Consider the following 13,139-nt stretch of genomic DNA (forward strand, 5'->3'; position numbering starts at 1 on the left):
TCCCTCCCCCCCCCCCCCCCCCCCCCCCCCCCCCTCCCCCCCCCCCCCCCCCCCCCCCCCCCCCCCCCCCCCCCCCCCCCCCCCCCCCCGGCCGGCGCGGACCGGGCGGGCCGCCGTCAGCAGCGGGGCACGCCCGGGATGTAACCGTCGTGACCGGTGAGGACGTACGTGTCCGAGATGAACCGGCCGGTGCCGATCCGGTCCCAGATGTTGCTGGTGCCGTACGTGCCGGTGACGGTGGAGCCGGCCGTCTGGCACTGGATGGTCACCCGGGCACCGTCGGCGACCGAGCCCACGACGGCGTAACCGGTGCCCGGACCGGAGCGCACGTTGAGGTCGATCCCCGAGGTGTTCACCGTGCCGGTGGCGCCGCCACCACCGCCGCAGTTGTTGTCACTGGTGTACGTCTTCGTGCCGTAGTAGAGGGCGAGGGTGCCGTTGAACCGGACCTGGGCGTACGAGCCGTTGAGCCGCTGCTCGTAGTGCAGGTGCGGTCCGGTCGAGCCGCCGGTGGAGCCGACGTAGCCGATCACGGTGCCGTAGCCGACGCTGGAGCCGACCCCGATGCCGCTGGCGAAAGCGCTCAGGTGGGCGTAGTAGGTGGTGTGGCCGCCGCCGTGGTTGATCCGGATGTAGCGGCCGTAACTGGTGTTGCCGAGGTTCGTCGCGACGTCCACGGTGCCCGGCGCGCTCGCCACCACCGGATCGCCGTCGTCGTTCGTACGGTTGAAGTCGATCGCGGGCTGCGGGCTGTGGTCGGTCCGGGTCTGCCCGGACCAGGACTGCCCACAGGGGAACGGGACCTTGAAGGTGGGCGCGGCCATGGCCGGTGCGGCCGGCACCAGCACCGCCCCCACCAGCAGCGTCGCGGCGGTGACCACGGTCAGCAAACGTCTGTGCATCGGAGTTCTCCTCTGCCGAGAGGCTTTGTGAACGGTGTCACAGACTGGCAGAGGGAACATGAACAACATAGGTGAACATTGATCTCGGAAAGGTAACCAGGGACGATCAGTGGTCCGGGTCGGCCACCGGGTACGGCGCGAACGTGCTGTGGTTCTCGTCGATGGACAGCCCGCGCCCGATCTGCGGGAAGGCCCGCTGCGCGCAGCCGCTGCGCTCGCAGACCTTGCAGCCGATACCGATCGGCACGGCGGCGTCGGCGTCGTCGAGGTCCAGCCCGGTCGAGTAGACGAGCCGACCGGCCTGGCGCAGGTCACAGCCGAGGCCGATGGCGAAGGACTTGCCGGGGCGGCCGTACCGGCCGGGGGCGCGGGTGACCGTCCGGGCGATCCAGAAGTAGCGCCGACCGTCGGGCATCGCCGCGATCTGGGTCAGGATCCGCCCCGGCGCCGCGAACGCCTCGTAGACGTTCCAGAGCGGACAGGTCCCGCCGGTACGGGAGAAGTGGAAACCGGTCGCCGACTGCCGCTTGGACATGTTGCCGGCCCGGTCCACCCGGACGAACGAGAAGGCGACCCCGCGCGCCCGTGGTCGCTGGAGCGTGCTGACCCGGTGACAGACGGTCTCGTACCCGACGCCGTAGTGGGTGGCGAGCCGGTCGAGGTCGTAGCGGAACTCCTCCGCGCGCGCGTGGAAGTCGGTGTACGGCAGGATCAGCGCGGCGGCGAAGTACTTGGCCAGCCCGATCCGGGCCAGTGTCTCCGAGTCCGGGCTGCTCAGCGATGCTGCGTCGATCAGGTTGTCGAGGCTGCCGCCCACCTCGGCGAAGGCGAGTTGGGTGGCCATCCGGATCGCCACCTGCCCCGGTCGCAGGTAACCGGACAGGCGCAGCAACTGCGTCTTCGGGTCGTACCGGTGCAGTTCGTCGCTGTCGCCCCCGGTGCCGGGATCCCCGATCCGGACCCGGATCCCGTGTACGCCCAGCCGCTGCGTCAGCAGCGGCCGCATGTCGCCGGGCCGGATGCCGATCACGGCGGCGAGCCGTTCGGCCGCCTCGTCGAGTTCGGCGATGTAGTTGTGCCGCTGGTAGAAGTAGTCGCGGATCTCCTCGTGCGGCCCGGATCCCAGCTCGCCCATCTCGTGCTCGCGGTCGCCGGTGAGGGCGGCCAGCTGTTCGGCCAGCTGCCGGTAGCGGCGGTGCATGGTGACCAGCGCGTGCGCGGTGTGCGGCAGGCGCTGGGCCAGCTCGGCCGCCTCCTCGGTCGGGATGTCGATGCGCAGCGTGTCGTCGGAGGAGACCTCGCGGATCTCGGCGGTCAGCCTGGCCGTGTCGTGGGTGGCGAAGAACCCGGCGTCGACGCCGAGCGACTCGTTGATGCTCAGCAGCACCGGTACGGTCAGCGGCCGCGACCCGTGCTCGATCTGGTTGAGGTAGCTCGGCGAGATGCCGAGCATCCTCGCGAAGGCGGCCTGGGTCATCCGGCGTTCCTCGCGCAGCCTGCGTAGCCGCGCGCCGGCCACGTCCTTCTGCATCAGCGCTATCCCTTCGCCGCCGGCTCTCCGAGGTGACGGCCGGTTGGCCCGCCAGTTTGCCAACAGTACCTTCGCAACCTTTGCAAAACCGGGGCGAAGATTGGCAACTGTTGGCTGATTGGGGCCGTCGACCAGCACGTTCTCCTATGTCACGGTCGACCCATGAGCACTGCCGAGTCAAGCAAATCGGGATGGAAGGACATTGACATGGACGAGTTCACCGTACCGACGACGACACGCACGGCCGCGGAGCTGGGCCGGCGATGGGAGCGGGATGCGCGCTGGCGTGACATCCGGCGGACGTACTCGGCCGACGACGTGATCCGGCTGCGCGGCAGCGTGGTGGAGGAGCAGACGCTGGCCCGACGCGGCGCGCAGCGGCTCTGGGAGTCCCTGCACCGCGAGGACTTCGTGCCCGCGCTGGGGGCGTTGACCGGCAACCAGGCGGTGCAGCAGGTGGCCGCCGGGCTGCGGGCCATCTACCTCTCCGGCTGGCAGGTCGCCGCCGACGCCAACCTGGCCGGTCAGACCTACCCCGACCAGAGCCTCTACCCGGCGAACTCGGTGCCGGCGGTGGTGCGGCGGATCAACAACGCGCTGCTGCGGGCCGACCGGATCCAGCACGCCGAGGGCGGTGGGACCGGGCCGGCGGACTGGCTGGTCCCGATCGTCGCCGACGCCGAGGCCGGCTTCGGCGGGGTGCTCAACGCGTACGAGCTGATGGGCGCCATGATCACTGCCGGCGCGGCGGCGGTGCACTGGGAGGACCAGCTCGCCTCGGAGAAGAAGTGCGGCCACCTGGGCGGCAAGGTGCTGATCCCGACCGGCCAGCACATCCGTACGCTGAACGCCGCCCGGCTGGCCGCGGACGTCGCCGACGTGCCAACACTGATCATGGCGCGTACCGACGCCGACGCGGCGACGCTGATCACCACTGACGTGGACGAGCGCGACCGCGAGTTCCTCACCGGTGAGCGCTCGGCCGAGGGGTTCTTCCGGGTCCGGCCGGGGATGGCCCCGTGCATCGCCCGAGGGCTCGCCTACGCCCCGTACGCCGAACTGCTCTGGATGGAGACGTCCACTCCGGACCTGGACGCGGCCCGTACGTTCGCCGAGGCGATCAAGGCCGAGTACCCGGACCAGTTGCTCGCCTACAACTGCTCGCCCTCGTTCAACTGGCGCAAGCACCTGGACGACGCGACGATCGCCAAGTTCCAGCGCGAGCTGGGCCACATGGGGTACAAGTTCCAGTTCATCACCCTGGCCGGTTTCCACGCGCTGAACCACTCGATGTTCACGCTCGCCCACGGCTACGCCGCGGGCGGCATGTCGGCGTACGTCGACCTCCAGGAGCGCGAGTTCGCCGCCGAGGCCGACGGCTACACCGCCACCCGGCACCAGCGCGAGGTCGGCACCGGCTACTTCGACCTGGTCAGCACGGTGATCAACCCGACCAGTGACACAGTGGCGCTGCGCGGGTCGACCGAGGAGGAACAGTTCGCCGGGACGGTGTCGTGATGCCGGCGACGATGCGTTCGCAGATCACCGTCGCCGGGCCGGACGGTGACCGGTTCGACGAGATCCTCACCCCGGAGGCGCTGGCGTTCGTCGCCCGGCTCGACGCGGAGTTCGCCGGCCGGCGGGCAGAACTGCTGGTGGCACGGTCCCAGCGCCGGGACCGGCTGGCCCGGGGCGAGGAGTCACTGGGCTGGTTGGCGCAGACCGCGTCGATCCGGGCCGACGCGAGTTGGCGGGTCGCCGGTGCCGCGCCGGGTCTGACCGACCGCCGGGTCGAGATCACCGGGCCACCGGACCGGCGGATGACGGTCAACGCGCTCAACTCCGGTGCCCGGGTCTGGTTGGCCGACTTCGAGGACGCCCTCTCCCCCACCTGGTCCAACCTGGTCGGTGGGCAGCTCAACCTGCGCGACGCGATCGACGGGCGGCTGGACTTCACCGCCGAGACCGGCAAGCGGTACCGGGTCGGGCCGGACCCGGCGACGATAGTGGTCCGGCCGCGCGGCTGGCACCTGGTCGACAAACACGTGCTGGTCGACGGTCGCCCGGTGGCGGCGAGCCTGGTCGACTTCGGGCTCTACCTCTTCCACTGCGGCGGGCGGCAGCTCGACCGGGGCCACGGGCCCTACTTCTACCTGCCGAAACTGGAGAGTCACCGGGAGGCGCGGCTCTGGAACGACGTGTTCGTACTGGCGCAGGGGCTGCTCGGGATGCCGCACGGGACCATCCGGGCCACCGTGCTGATCGAGACGATCACCGCCGCGTTCGAGATGGACGAGATCCTGTACGAGCTGCGCGACCACTGCGCGGGGCTGAACGCCGGGCGCTGGGACTACATCTTCAGCCTGATCAAGACGTTCGGCGCCCGACCGGAGTTCGTCCTGCCGGACCGGGCACAGGTGAGCATGACCGTGCCGTTCATGCGCGCGTACACCGAACTGCTGGTGTCGACCTGCCACCGGCGCGGCGCCCACGCCATCGGCGGCATGGCCGCCGCCATCCCGAGCCGGGACCCGGACGCGAACGCGCAGGCCTGGGTGAAGGTGCGCCAGGACAAGGAACGGGAGGCGACCGACGGCTTCGACGGATCCTGGGTCGCCCACCCGGCCCTGGTGCCGATCTGCCGGGAGGTGTTCGACCGGACGCTCGGTGACCGGCAGCACCAGCTCGACCGGCTCCGCGAAGAGGTCCGGGTGACCCCGGCCGACCTGCTCGACGTGGCCGCCACCGGCGGCACGGTGACCGAGTCCGGGCTGCGCAACAACATCGCCGTCGCGCTGCGCTACCTGGACGCCTGGCTGGGCGGCAGCGGCGCGGTGGCGATCTTCGACCTGATGGAGGACGCGGCCACCGCCGAGATCGCCCGCTGCCAGGTCTGGCAGTGGATCCGGACCGGGACGCGGTTGACCGACGGCCGGACGGTGGACGAGGACCTGGTCCGCAAGCTGCTCACCGAGGAGGCCGCGGCGGTCCGGGACGGGACGGAGGCCGCCGGGCACCGGTGGGCCGAGGCCGAGGACATTTTCGTACGGACAGCGCTCGGCGAAACCCTGCCGACGTTCTTCACCACCGGGGCGTACGCGACGTACCTGGTGGGTCGCCGCACCGGGTGACCCGCACCAGGACCGGTCGGGGAGCACTCTCGGCAGTGCTCCCCTTCTTCACCTCGAAGGACTGACCGCATGTCCCGGACGTGCGAACGCGCCACACTTGGCCGACCTCGTCGTGATCCCGTCGGGTCCGAGACCCAATCGATCGTGAGTACGCCAAGCCGTCGAACCTGGAGACGCTGGCCCGCGGGGCACACCTGCCGGTCGGGCACCTGAGCCGGGTCAGCGGAATGCGGTGGTGAGGCGTTGCAGGGCGGCGTGAGCGGGTGGGCCCCAGGTGGACTGGCCGCCGGGGCGGCCGTGGACGCCGGCGTCGCCGATGAGGATGCCGCCGAGGGCGCGCGCCATCGCCCAGCCACGAGCGCGGCGCACGGTGGCGGTGTCCAGAGTCCGCTGGTAGGCCGCGTAGAACCGGTCGGTGGCGTCGTCCGGTAGCAGGAGCCACGCGGCGGCGAGATCGTATGCCGGGTCGCCCGCGCAGAGATCACCGAAGTCGATCACGCCGCAGAGGGTGCCGTCGGCGGTGAGGACGTTGGCCGGATGCAGGTCGGCGTGCAGCCACAGCGCCGGGCCCGTCCATCGGGGCGCGGTGACCGCGTCGTGCCAGACGGCGCGTACGGCGTCCGGGTCACGGATCAGCCCGCGCTCGGTGACGGCCCTGAGCCCCTCGGCGAACTGGTCGGCGCAGTCGGCCAGTGGCCCGCCGCGGTCCCGGCCGGCGGGCGCGCCGCCGGGGGCGGGTTGGTGAAGAGCCGTCAGGAAGGCGGCCAAGGATTCGGCGGCGTCGACGGCTCGGGTGACGGGCATCCGGTCGGCGGGTGTGCCCGGAATCCAGGTGGTGATGAGCCAGGGCCGGGGGAACCGTTCGGACGGCTCGCCGAGTCGCTGCGGTACGGGGACCGGCAGCGGAAGGCGCGGGGCAAGCGCGGGCAGCCAGGCGTACTCCTTGCGCAGCAGCGCGTCGGCGGACCCGGTGGCCCAGGGAAGCCGGACGGCCAGGTCGTCACCGAGGCGCCAAACTTGGTTGTCCCACCCACGCGCACCCAGCCGAATCGGGCGATCGCCGAGGTCCGGGTGCTGATCGCGGACCAGATCCCGGACCAACCCCGCGGTGATCTCGATCCCGACATGGGTCATGCCGAAGAACAGTAGTCCCGCAACGAGGCGCCCTACATCCGGTTGACGCCCGGTCTTGTATCTCAAGCCGCTTGAGAACGCATAGTGGGCGTCGTGGACATGAACGAGCTGTACCCCATCGGGGATGTCGCCCGGCGGACCGGCCTGAGCATCAGCGCCGTCCGGTACTACGCGGACGCCGGTGTCGTCACGCCGGCCGCCAGCACCCCGGCCGGGCACCGCCTGTACGACGTGGCGGCCATCGCCCGGCTGGAACTGGTCCGGACCCTGCGGGAACTCGACGCCGGCCTGGACGAGATCCGGCGGGTGCTGGCCGGCGAGGCGACGCTGCGCGAGCTGGCCGCCACCCACCTGGCCCTGCTGGCACGGCAGGAGGCACGGCTGCGCAGCCGTCGGGCGGTGCTGTCGGCCATCCTGCGGCAGGACTCCACGGCCGAGCAGGTCACGCTGATGCACAAACTGGTCGGCATGCCGGACGAGGAACGCGACCGGCTGATCGACGAGTTCTGGACCGAGGTCTCCGCCGGCTGGGAGCCGCCGGAGCGGATGGTCGAGTGGTGGCGGGCGGCCCGGCCGGAGCTGTCCGAACATCCCACCGCGGCCCAGTTGGAGGCGTGGATCGAGCTGGCCGAGCTGGTCCGGGACACCGAGGTCCGGCAGGCCGTACGCCGTGAGCTGCACGAGGTGTGCACCACCGGGGCCGGGCCGCTGATGACCTCGTCGCCGATGCTGGACACCCTGGAGGCGGGCGCGGCGATCGGCCAGCCGGTGATGGACGCGGCGCGGGAGCAGGTGCCGCCGGACTCGCCCAGGGGGCGGGAGATCGCCGACCAGTGGATCGGGTGGCTGACCGGGATCTTCGCGACCCCGGACAGCCCCGGGATGCCGGACACGCCCGAGTTCCGGATCCAGGCGGCCGACCACATGCTGGACGGCGCGGAGTGGGACCGCACCCCGCCGGACCCGGAGGGACCGTTCGACCGGTACATGGAGCTGGTCAGCGCCGTGAACGACGTGCCGCCGGAGCGGTTTCCGTACGAGTGGCTGGCCGCGGCCCTGCGCGCGTCCGCCCTACCCGCGCCCTGATCGGCGGTACGCGGCTCGGCCGGCTGGCCCACCTGGTCAACGTGGCGCATCGGGCGGATTCCTGCGCGTTGCAGAAGTGACCGGCGAGCATGAGGTCGGCTCCCTGAGACTTCGCCGCCGACGGAAGCGGTAGTGCGATCGCAGCTGCCGCGACCGATCAGATGCCAACGGACGCGGCAGCTGTCGGCACATCGGCACCGTCGGACCACCCTGTGATGATCGAACCGGTGATGTAGTAGCCGTCTTCGCTGATCTTCGTCGCAAGGTGGAGATCCACTGAAGTCGGGGTGACCCGCAGCACGTGGGTTTCCCAGTGCTGGTAGCGAAGGTCTCGCAGCCATACCTCCTCGATCTCCGCTGCGACGCGGTGCGGTGAAGCCGCTTGTTCGGCGAGGCAGTGCGCGGTCAGTTGACGGGCGGGATCCGGGCTGCTGGACACCATCACCTGTCGGATCGACAGGCATCGTTGCAGGTAGTGCTCGAAGTCGATGGCCATGCCCGAGAGGTTGTCCGGATCGGCCGGCGGCGCCACAGCGGCGACAGCGCGCACGGCATCGATGAAGTCGGTGGCCCCTGCGTCGCCCTCCCCGTCGAAGGCGACAACGCTGGGTGTGACCGCCTCCCACCAGGCTGTCCCGGCGCGGCGCCGCCACCAGTACAGGACTGTTCGATCCTCGGGCCAGGGGGCCAGATCTCCGCCGTGTGGCTCGAACCGGTCGCGGCCATCATCGACGGGGCGCCAGAAGGGGTCCCGGACGAAATCGACACTGTCGGCGCAGACTCGCACACGGCTGGCATCGCCGCTGGAACCGGACGCGGTGAAGCTCTGCTGGGCATCGATCAACGAGCCTCCGTTTGCGCCACCCGTCCGATATGGCCAGCGGAGCTGATAGATGTCGTCCTCCCACCCGCACAGGAGGCAGATCTCGTGAGATCCGGGGGGCTCCGAAAGCGTCCGATATCCGCAGCACACGCAGGGGTAGGCAAGGTTCACGCCATTGAGCGTGCACCAGGAACGCCGCCGAGTCCTGCGCATTTTCGGTGCAACGATCCTCTCGGATCTCACGGCAGCTGCGGATCACCAGCCCGACGACCGAGCAGGACAATTGACTCATCTTCGACGGTCGATGACAGTGCTGTCGAACACAGGTGGACGATTGGTCGCACGCCCTGCCGGCGGCGGGCCGTACGCGTCACGGCCCGGCTGGGCCGGTCGCTGCACTAGGCTGAGGCGGTGACCGAGCGGCGTCCGCAGGGGCCCCTGCCTGGGCTTCTGGTTGGTCTGACCGTCGTCGCCGGCCTCGTGGACGCGTTCAGCCTGTTGGGCCTGGGCCGCGTTTTCGTGGCCAACATGACCGGCAACGTCGTGTTTCTCGGTTTCGCCGTCGCCGGCACGGGCGGGGTCTCGATCGAGGCGAGTCTGCTGGCATTGGCGGCCTTCGCACTGGGCGCCCGGCTCGGCGGCCGGTGGGCGGCCGACCGGACCCCGCACCGGGGCCGCCTGCTGGCCGTCGCCACCGGAGTACAGGCCGGGCTCGTCGTTGTGGCCGCGATCGTCGTCACCGTCGTCGGGGTACCGAACCTGGCTACCCAGCTCGGGCTGCTCGGGCTACTGGGGATGGCGATGGGTGGGCAGAACGGGGTGGTCCGTCGTCTCGGCGTGCCCGGTCTGCCCACCACCGTGCTGACCCGGAGCATCACCGGCCTAGCGGTGGACGCCGGCCACGCGTCGCTGTCGCCTCGGCCGCTGCTGTCCGTGCTGGCGTTGCTCTGCGGTGCGATCGTGGGTGCCGCCCTGCTGCGCTGGCTGGCCCTGCCCGCGCCGCTGTGGCTGGCCGCGCTGCTGCTGGTCGGGTACGCGATCGCCGCCGAGGTGGCCGCCGCTCGTCCCCGTGCGGACAGCTGGCGCTGACCGGCGGTGCCACGCCGCTCCGGGCCAGACACCGGCCGGTGGCAACGCCAGAGCCGGCCACCTCATGGCGCGAGCGGCTGGGCTCACCCCAGGCGGTGTCGGCGGTACTGTGGGTCGAGTTGGCCGAACTCGATTCCGTTCTCGTCCAGGGCGTTGTACAGGGTCAGCCAGCCGTCCGCAAAGCGGAGGCCAAGGGTGACGGCGCCATCGGCCAGGTCGCCGCCAGCCCACTCGAGAAGCTCCACCGACGCAAGTTGCTGCCCGCACCGGGCAGCCAACACGGCGGGAACGTTGTCGCGCCAGACCAGCCGGAAGCCGTCTGAGGTCGGCCACACCGGGGCGCGGGCCACGTCCACGGAGTTCCACGTGATCGACAGATCATCAAACTTCTGATGATTGACCTCCAGGCGCTCCCCGGCGAAGTCGAGCACCACCGGACAGTCAGCAAACCACTCGTCGTCATCGGCATCCCACACGACCCACGTACCCGTCAGCCGGCGGCCGACGAGGCCACGCAGCCGGCGACCGTGACGGTTGGCGACCTCGTCGACCCCGTTGATCCAACGTGGCTGATACCCAGCGATCCCGAAGTCGAACACCACCGGAGAATTGTGACTGACGCCTACACCTCCGGCGTCCTGCCACTGACAGCCCCCGCGCGGGCCGCACTCATCCGAGGCCCGGAGAATGCTGGCACTGCCTGTGACTGTGACGCGCCGTGAGGTGTGTGACTACCGCTCCCGATTCCGGTCCCGGTGCCGTCTCGCCTGATCGCCCGTTCTCCGTACGGCGGTGGCCGCCTACCTCGGTCGGCACCGAGGATGCGCACGGTCGCACACCGACTCCGACCTACGCGTCTTTCCGACCTGGTGCACCGACCAAGACCTGCTGAGCGACGCGCTCATCACCACCACACGCCGATGCGGCATCCCGAAAGACCTTCGCGCCGATCGCGATGCTCGGCTTGCTGGGCTGCGCACCGGTACGTGAGCTCGGCGTTGGCCGCGTTCGCCGGGCCCGCGAAGCCGGCGTGATCCACCGCTTTGGCCACGCCGAACTCGACGTCGTCTTCCGGCCGACAAGGCGTGATCGGGCGGTCATCGGCCTCCCACCGGAACGGGAGCAGACCCGGTAGTTCCGCGGTCATCGCTGGGCTGCCGAGGAGACGACGCGGGGATGGCGTTGTCGATCAGGACGGCGGCGATGGCGGCGGCGGTGGGGAAGGCGTCGGAGTTGAGAACCCGGGTCCGGGCCGCGGCGCCGTCGATGAGCAGCGCGAGCTGCTCGCCGAGCTGTTCAGGCTCGGCGGCGCCGGCTTCCCGGGCGGTGTCGGCGAGCCGCGCGGCGACGGCTTCCTTGTAGTTGCGCGCGTACTGGGATGCGGGGTGCTGGGGATCGTGAAGTTCGACGGCGGCGCCGATGTAGGGGCACAGGGGGGTGGTGGGAGGGACGTCGAACGCGGCCAGGAGCCGCTCGCGCGGCGTGAGGTCTGTGCGGTCGAAAACGCCGGACAGAACGGAGGGGTCGAACCGGCGCAGGTACTCGGCGACGAGTTCGTCCTTGCCGGTGAAGTGCTGGTAGGCCGTGCGCTTGGACACCTGGGCCGCCGCGCAAAGCTGGTCCATGCCGGTGCGGTTGATGCCCTGCTCGCGGAACAGCTGCTGGGAGGCGCTGATGATGCGCTCGCGGGCACCCCGGCCGCGGCGGCGACCCTGGGGGCCCTTCTCCAGTTCTGTCATGGCTCCATGGTACCCCAGCTGGGTAACGACCGGTGTACATAGTTTGCGTCCCGGCCGCCCGCCCCGTACCGTAAGCACACAGGGCGGTTTACATAACAACATCGCCCCGGGTGCGCACGGCACCACCGACCCAAAGGAGCGATCATGGGAAAGCTCGACGGCAAGGTAGCGGTCATCACTGGCGGCACCACCGGCATGGCGCTGGCCGGCGCGAAGCTGTTCGTCGACGAGGGAGCGCACGTCTTCATCACCGGCCGCCGCCAGGACGCCCTGGACGAGGCCGTGAAGCAGATCGGCCGCAACGTCACCGGTGTCCAGGGCGACGCCGCCGACCTGGACGACCTGGACCGCCTGTACGACACCGTCAAGCGGGAGAAGGGAAGCCTCGACGTACTGTGGGCCAGCGCCGGCGGCGGCGAGCCCGCCCCGCTCGGCGAGATCACCGAGGCCCAGTTCGACACCTGGTTCGGGCTCAACGCCCGGGGCACCCTGTTCACCGTCCAGAAGGCCCTCCCGCTCTTCAACGACGGCGGCTCCATCCTCATGACCGGCTCCAACGCCTCCCTCGGCGCCTTCCCCGGCTGGAGCCTCTACGCCGGCAGCAAGGCCGTCCAGCAGGCCTGGGCCCGCGTCTGGCTCAACGAACTGCGCGACCGCAAGATCCGGGTCAACGTTCTGACCCCCGGCCAGGTCGCCACCGCCAAGCAGGAAGAACTCTTCGACGAGGCCACCAAGCGCCAGTTCGAGTCCCTCATCCCCCGCGGGAAAATGGGCCGCCCCGAAGAAATCGCCACCGTCGCCCTGTTCCTCGCCTCCGACGACTCCAGCTACGTCAACGGCCTGGAACTGGTCGCCGACGGCGGCACCACCGCCATCTGAACCACACATCAGGAATGCCGCGGTCACACCCCCCAACAACCCAATCTACCGGCGAAAGCCGACGAGCCGGAGGTGCCGGGAAAGGCGCGGTAGTTGGCCCAGAAACGTCGCGGCCGACGCCCGGCGCCTGACCCGGCACGAACGAGACAGAGCGACACCTCGGGAACAGGAAGAGAGCACACCTCATGAGCAGCATCACCCTCATCGGTACGGGGAACATGGCCCGTACCATCGGCACGCTCGCGGTGGCGGGCGGCAACACCGTCGAGGTCATGGGACGCGATCAGTCCAAGGCCGATGACCTGGCGAAGGCTCTGGCCGGCGGCGCGACGACGGGCAGGTGGGGCGCCGTCCCAACCGGGGACATCGTCATCATGGCCCTGCTGTACGACGGTGTCGTTCCGGTCGTCGCCGAGTACGGAGACGCCCTCGCGGGCAAGGTCATCGTCGACATCAGCAACCCCTTCAACGCCACGTTCGACGGACTGGCCCACAGCGAGGAGACCTCGATCGCGCAGGAAGTCGCCAAGGTGGCCCCGGCCAGCGCCAGCGTGGTGAAGGCATTCAACACCATCTTCCGTAATGTCCTGGAGAAGGGCCGACCCAACGTCTTCATCGCTGGCGACGATGCGCAGGCCAAGGCGGGCGTGGCGGCATTCATCGAGAGCCTCGGGCTGCGCCCGCTGGACGTCGGCGGCCTGAAAATGGCGCACTGGCTGGAAGGAGTGGGCGTGGTCACGGTGGGGCTTGCCGGCAACGGGGTCGGCCACTGGGACTTCGCCCTCGGCGTCAACGAATTCACCGGCTGAGCCCCGGGGCCGAGCA

At 70.3% G+C, this 13,139-nt stretch carries 12 protein-coding genes and 1 pseudogene; 7 read left to right on the top strand and 6 right to left on the bottom strand.

Annotated elements, in window-relative coordinates:
• Nucleotides 1–116 precede the first annotated feature (116 nt).
• Both ACZ6QQ_RS25940 and ACZ6QQ_RS25945 read right to left on the bottom strand, forming a co-directional pair.
• A complete protein-coding gene (locus ACZ6QQ_RS25940; RefSeq protein ID WP_465879767.1) occupies nt 117–902 on the bottom strand; it encodes a M23 family metallopeptidase in 786 nt (261 codons plus the stop codon).
• Between the two features lie 106 nt (nt 903–1,008).
• Nucleotides 1,009–2,433: a short-chain fatty acyl-CoA regulator family protein gene (locus tag ACZ6QQ_RS25945; protein ID WP_465879768.1), complete on the bottom strand. Its 1,425-nt coding sequence runs from the start codon at nt 2,431–2,433 to the stop codon at nt 1,009–1,011.
• Between the two features lie 207 nt (nt 2,434–2,640).
• Here ACZ6QQ_RS25945 and aceA point away from each other — a divergent pair, with 207 nt between their 5' ends.
• From aceA to ACZ6QQ_RS25960, 3 genes and pseudogenes are all read left to right on the top strand, one after another.
• Nucleotides 2,641–3,951 (top strand): isocitrate lyase, encoded by a 1,311-nt coding sequence (gene aceA, locus ACZ6QQ_RS25950; protein ID WP_465879770.1) that lies wholly within the window; start codon nt 2,641–2,643, stop codon nt 3,949–3,951.
• The gene (gene aceB / locus ACZ6QQ_RS25955; RefSeq protein WP_465879771.1) at nt 3,951–5,564 is read left to right on the top strand and encodes a malate synthase A; all 1,614 of its coding nucleotides are present in this window, start codon (nt 3,951–3,953) and stop codon (nt 5,562–5,564) included. The genes aceA and aceB overlap by 1 nt, the downstream gene beginning before the upstream one ends.
• A gap of 119 nt (nt 5,565–5,683) precedes the next feature.
• Nucleotides 5,684–5,782 (top strand): annotated as a pseudogene (locus ACZ6QQ_RS25960) (AraC family transcriptional regulator); the annotation flags it as partial.
• A 1-nt stretch (nt 5,783) separates the two neighbouring features.
• Here the strand turns inward: ACZ6QQ_RS25960 and ACZ6QQ_RS25965 are convergent.
• A complete protein-coding gene (locus ACZ6QQ_RS25965) occupies nt 5,784–6,698 on the bottom strand; it encodes an aminoglycoside phosphotransferase family protein (RefSeq protein ID WP_465879772.1) in 915 nt (304 codons plus the stop codon).
• 93 nt (nt 6,699–6,791) lie between these two features.
• Between ACZ6QQ_RS25965 and ACZ6QQ_RS25970 the strand changes: the two genes are divergently transcribed.
• Nucleotides 6,792–7,784, top strand: coding sequence for a MerR family transcriptional regulator (locus ACZ6QQ_RS25970; protein WP_465879773.1), 993 nt, complete (start codon nt 6,792–6,794; stop codon nt 7,782–7,784).
• Between the two features lie 157 nt (nt 7,785–7,941).
• Here ACZ6QQ_RS25970 and ACZ6QQ_RS25975 read toward each other — a convergent pair whose 3' ends face one another.
• Nucleotides 7,942–8,820: a CPCC family cysteine-rich protein gene (locus tag ACZ6QQ_RS25975; RefSeq protein ID WP_465879774.1), complete on the bottom strand. Its 879-nt coding sequence runs from the start codon at nt 8,818–8,820 to the stop codon at nt 7,942–7,944.
• A 198-nt stretch (nt 8,821–9,018) separates the two neighbouring features.
• Here ACZ6QQ_RS25975 and ACZ6QQ_RS25980 point away from each other — a divergent pair, with 198 nt between their 5' ends.
• Nucleotides 9,019–9,696 (top strand): YoaK family protein, encoded by a 678-nt coding sequence (locus ACZ6QQ_RS25980; protein ID WP_465879776.1) that lies wholly within the window; start codon nt 9,019–9,021, stop codon nt 9,694–9,696.
• Between the two features lie 83 nt (nt 9,697–9,779).
• On the opposite strand, the gene ACZ6QQ_RS25985 is transcribed toward ACZ6QQ_RS25980, so the two are convergent.
• Both ACZ6QQ_RS25985 and ACZ6QQ_RS25990 read right to left on the bottom strand, forming a co-directional pair.
• A complete protein-coding gene (locus ACZ6QQ_RS25985) occupies nt 9,780–10,298 on the bottom strand; it encodes a hypothetical protein (RefSeq protein ID WP_465879777.1) in 519 nt (172 codons plus the stop codon).
• A gap of 495 nt (nt 10,299–10,793) precedes the next feature.
• On the bottom strand, nt 10,794–11,435 hold the full coding sequence (locus tag ACZ6QQ_RS25990) for a TetR/AcrR family transcriptional regulator (protein ID WP_465879778.1): 642 nt from the start codon (nt 11,433–11,435) through the stop codon (nt 10,794–10,796).
• Nucleotides 11,436–11,579: 144 nt separating this feature from the next.
• Between ACZ6QQ_RS25990 and ACZ6QQ_RS25995 the strand changes: the two genes are divergently transcribed.
• The gene (locus ACZ6QQ_RS25995) at nt 11,580–12,314 is read left to right on the top strand and encodes an SDR family NAD(P)-dependent oxidoreductase (protein WP_465879779.1); all 735 of its coding nucleotides are present in this window, start codon (nt 11,580–11,582) and stop codon (nt 12,312–12,314) included.
• A gap of 185 nt (nt 12,315–12,499) precedes the next feature.
• Nucleotides 12,500–13,123 carry an NADPH-dependent F420 reductase gene (locus ACZ6QQ_RS26000; protein ID WP_465879780.1) on the top strand — a complete coding sequence of 208 codons (624 nt, stop codon included), beginning with the start codon at nt 12,500–12,502 and terminating at the stop codon, nt 13,121–13,123.
• The last annotated feature ends 16 nt before the right edge of the window (nt 13,124–13,139 follow it).

It is taken from the genome of Micromonospora sp. NPDC049529 (assembly GCF_055586685.1).

Excerpts from the sequence above, each read along its gene's own strand:
- ACZ6QQ_RS25940 (WP_465879767.1), bottom strand. The coding sequence starts at position 902 with ATGCACAGACGTTTGCTGACCGTGGTCACCGCCGCGACGCTGCTGGTG.
- ACZ6QQ_RS25945 (WP_465879768.1), bottom strand. The coding sequence starts at position 2,433 with ATGCAGAAGGACGTGGCCGGCGCGCGGCTACGCAGGCTGCGCGAGGAA.
- aceA (WP_465879770.1), top strand. The coding sequence starts at position 2,641 with ATGGACGAGTTCACCGTACCGACGACGACACGCACGGCCGCGGAGCTG.
- aceB (WP_465879771.1), top strand. The coding sequence starts at position 3,951 with ATGCCGGCGACGATGCGTTCGCAGATCACCGTCGCCGGGCCGGACGGT.
- ACZ6QQ_RS25965 (WP_465879772.1), bottom strand. The coding sequence starts at position 6,698 with ATGACCCATGTCGGGATCGAGATCACCGCGGGGTTGGTCCGGGATCTG.
- ACZ6QQ_RS25975 (WP_465879774.1), bottom strand. The coding sequence starts at position 8,820 with ATGCGCAGGACTCGGCGGCGTTCCTGGTGCACGCTCAATGGCGTGAAC.
- ACZ6QQ_RS25990 (WP_465879778.1), bottom strand. The coding sequence starts at position 11,435 with ATGACAGAACTGGAGAAGGGCCCCCAGGGTCGCCGCCGCGGCCGGGGT.
- ACZ6QQ_RS25995 (WP_465879779.1), top strand. The coding sequence starts at position 11,580 with ATGGGAAAGCTCGACGGCAAGGTAGCGGTCATCACTGGCGGCACCACC.
- ACZ6QQ_RS26000 (WP_465879780.1), top strand. The coding sequence starts at position 12,500 with ATGAGCAGCATCACCCTCATCGGTACGGGGAACATGGCCCGTACCATC.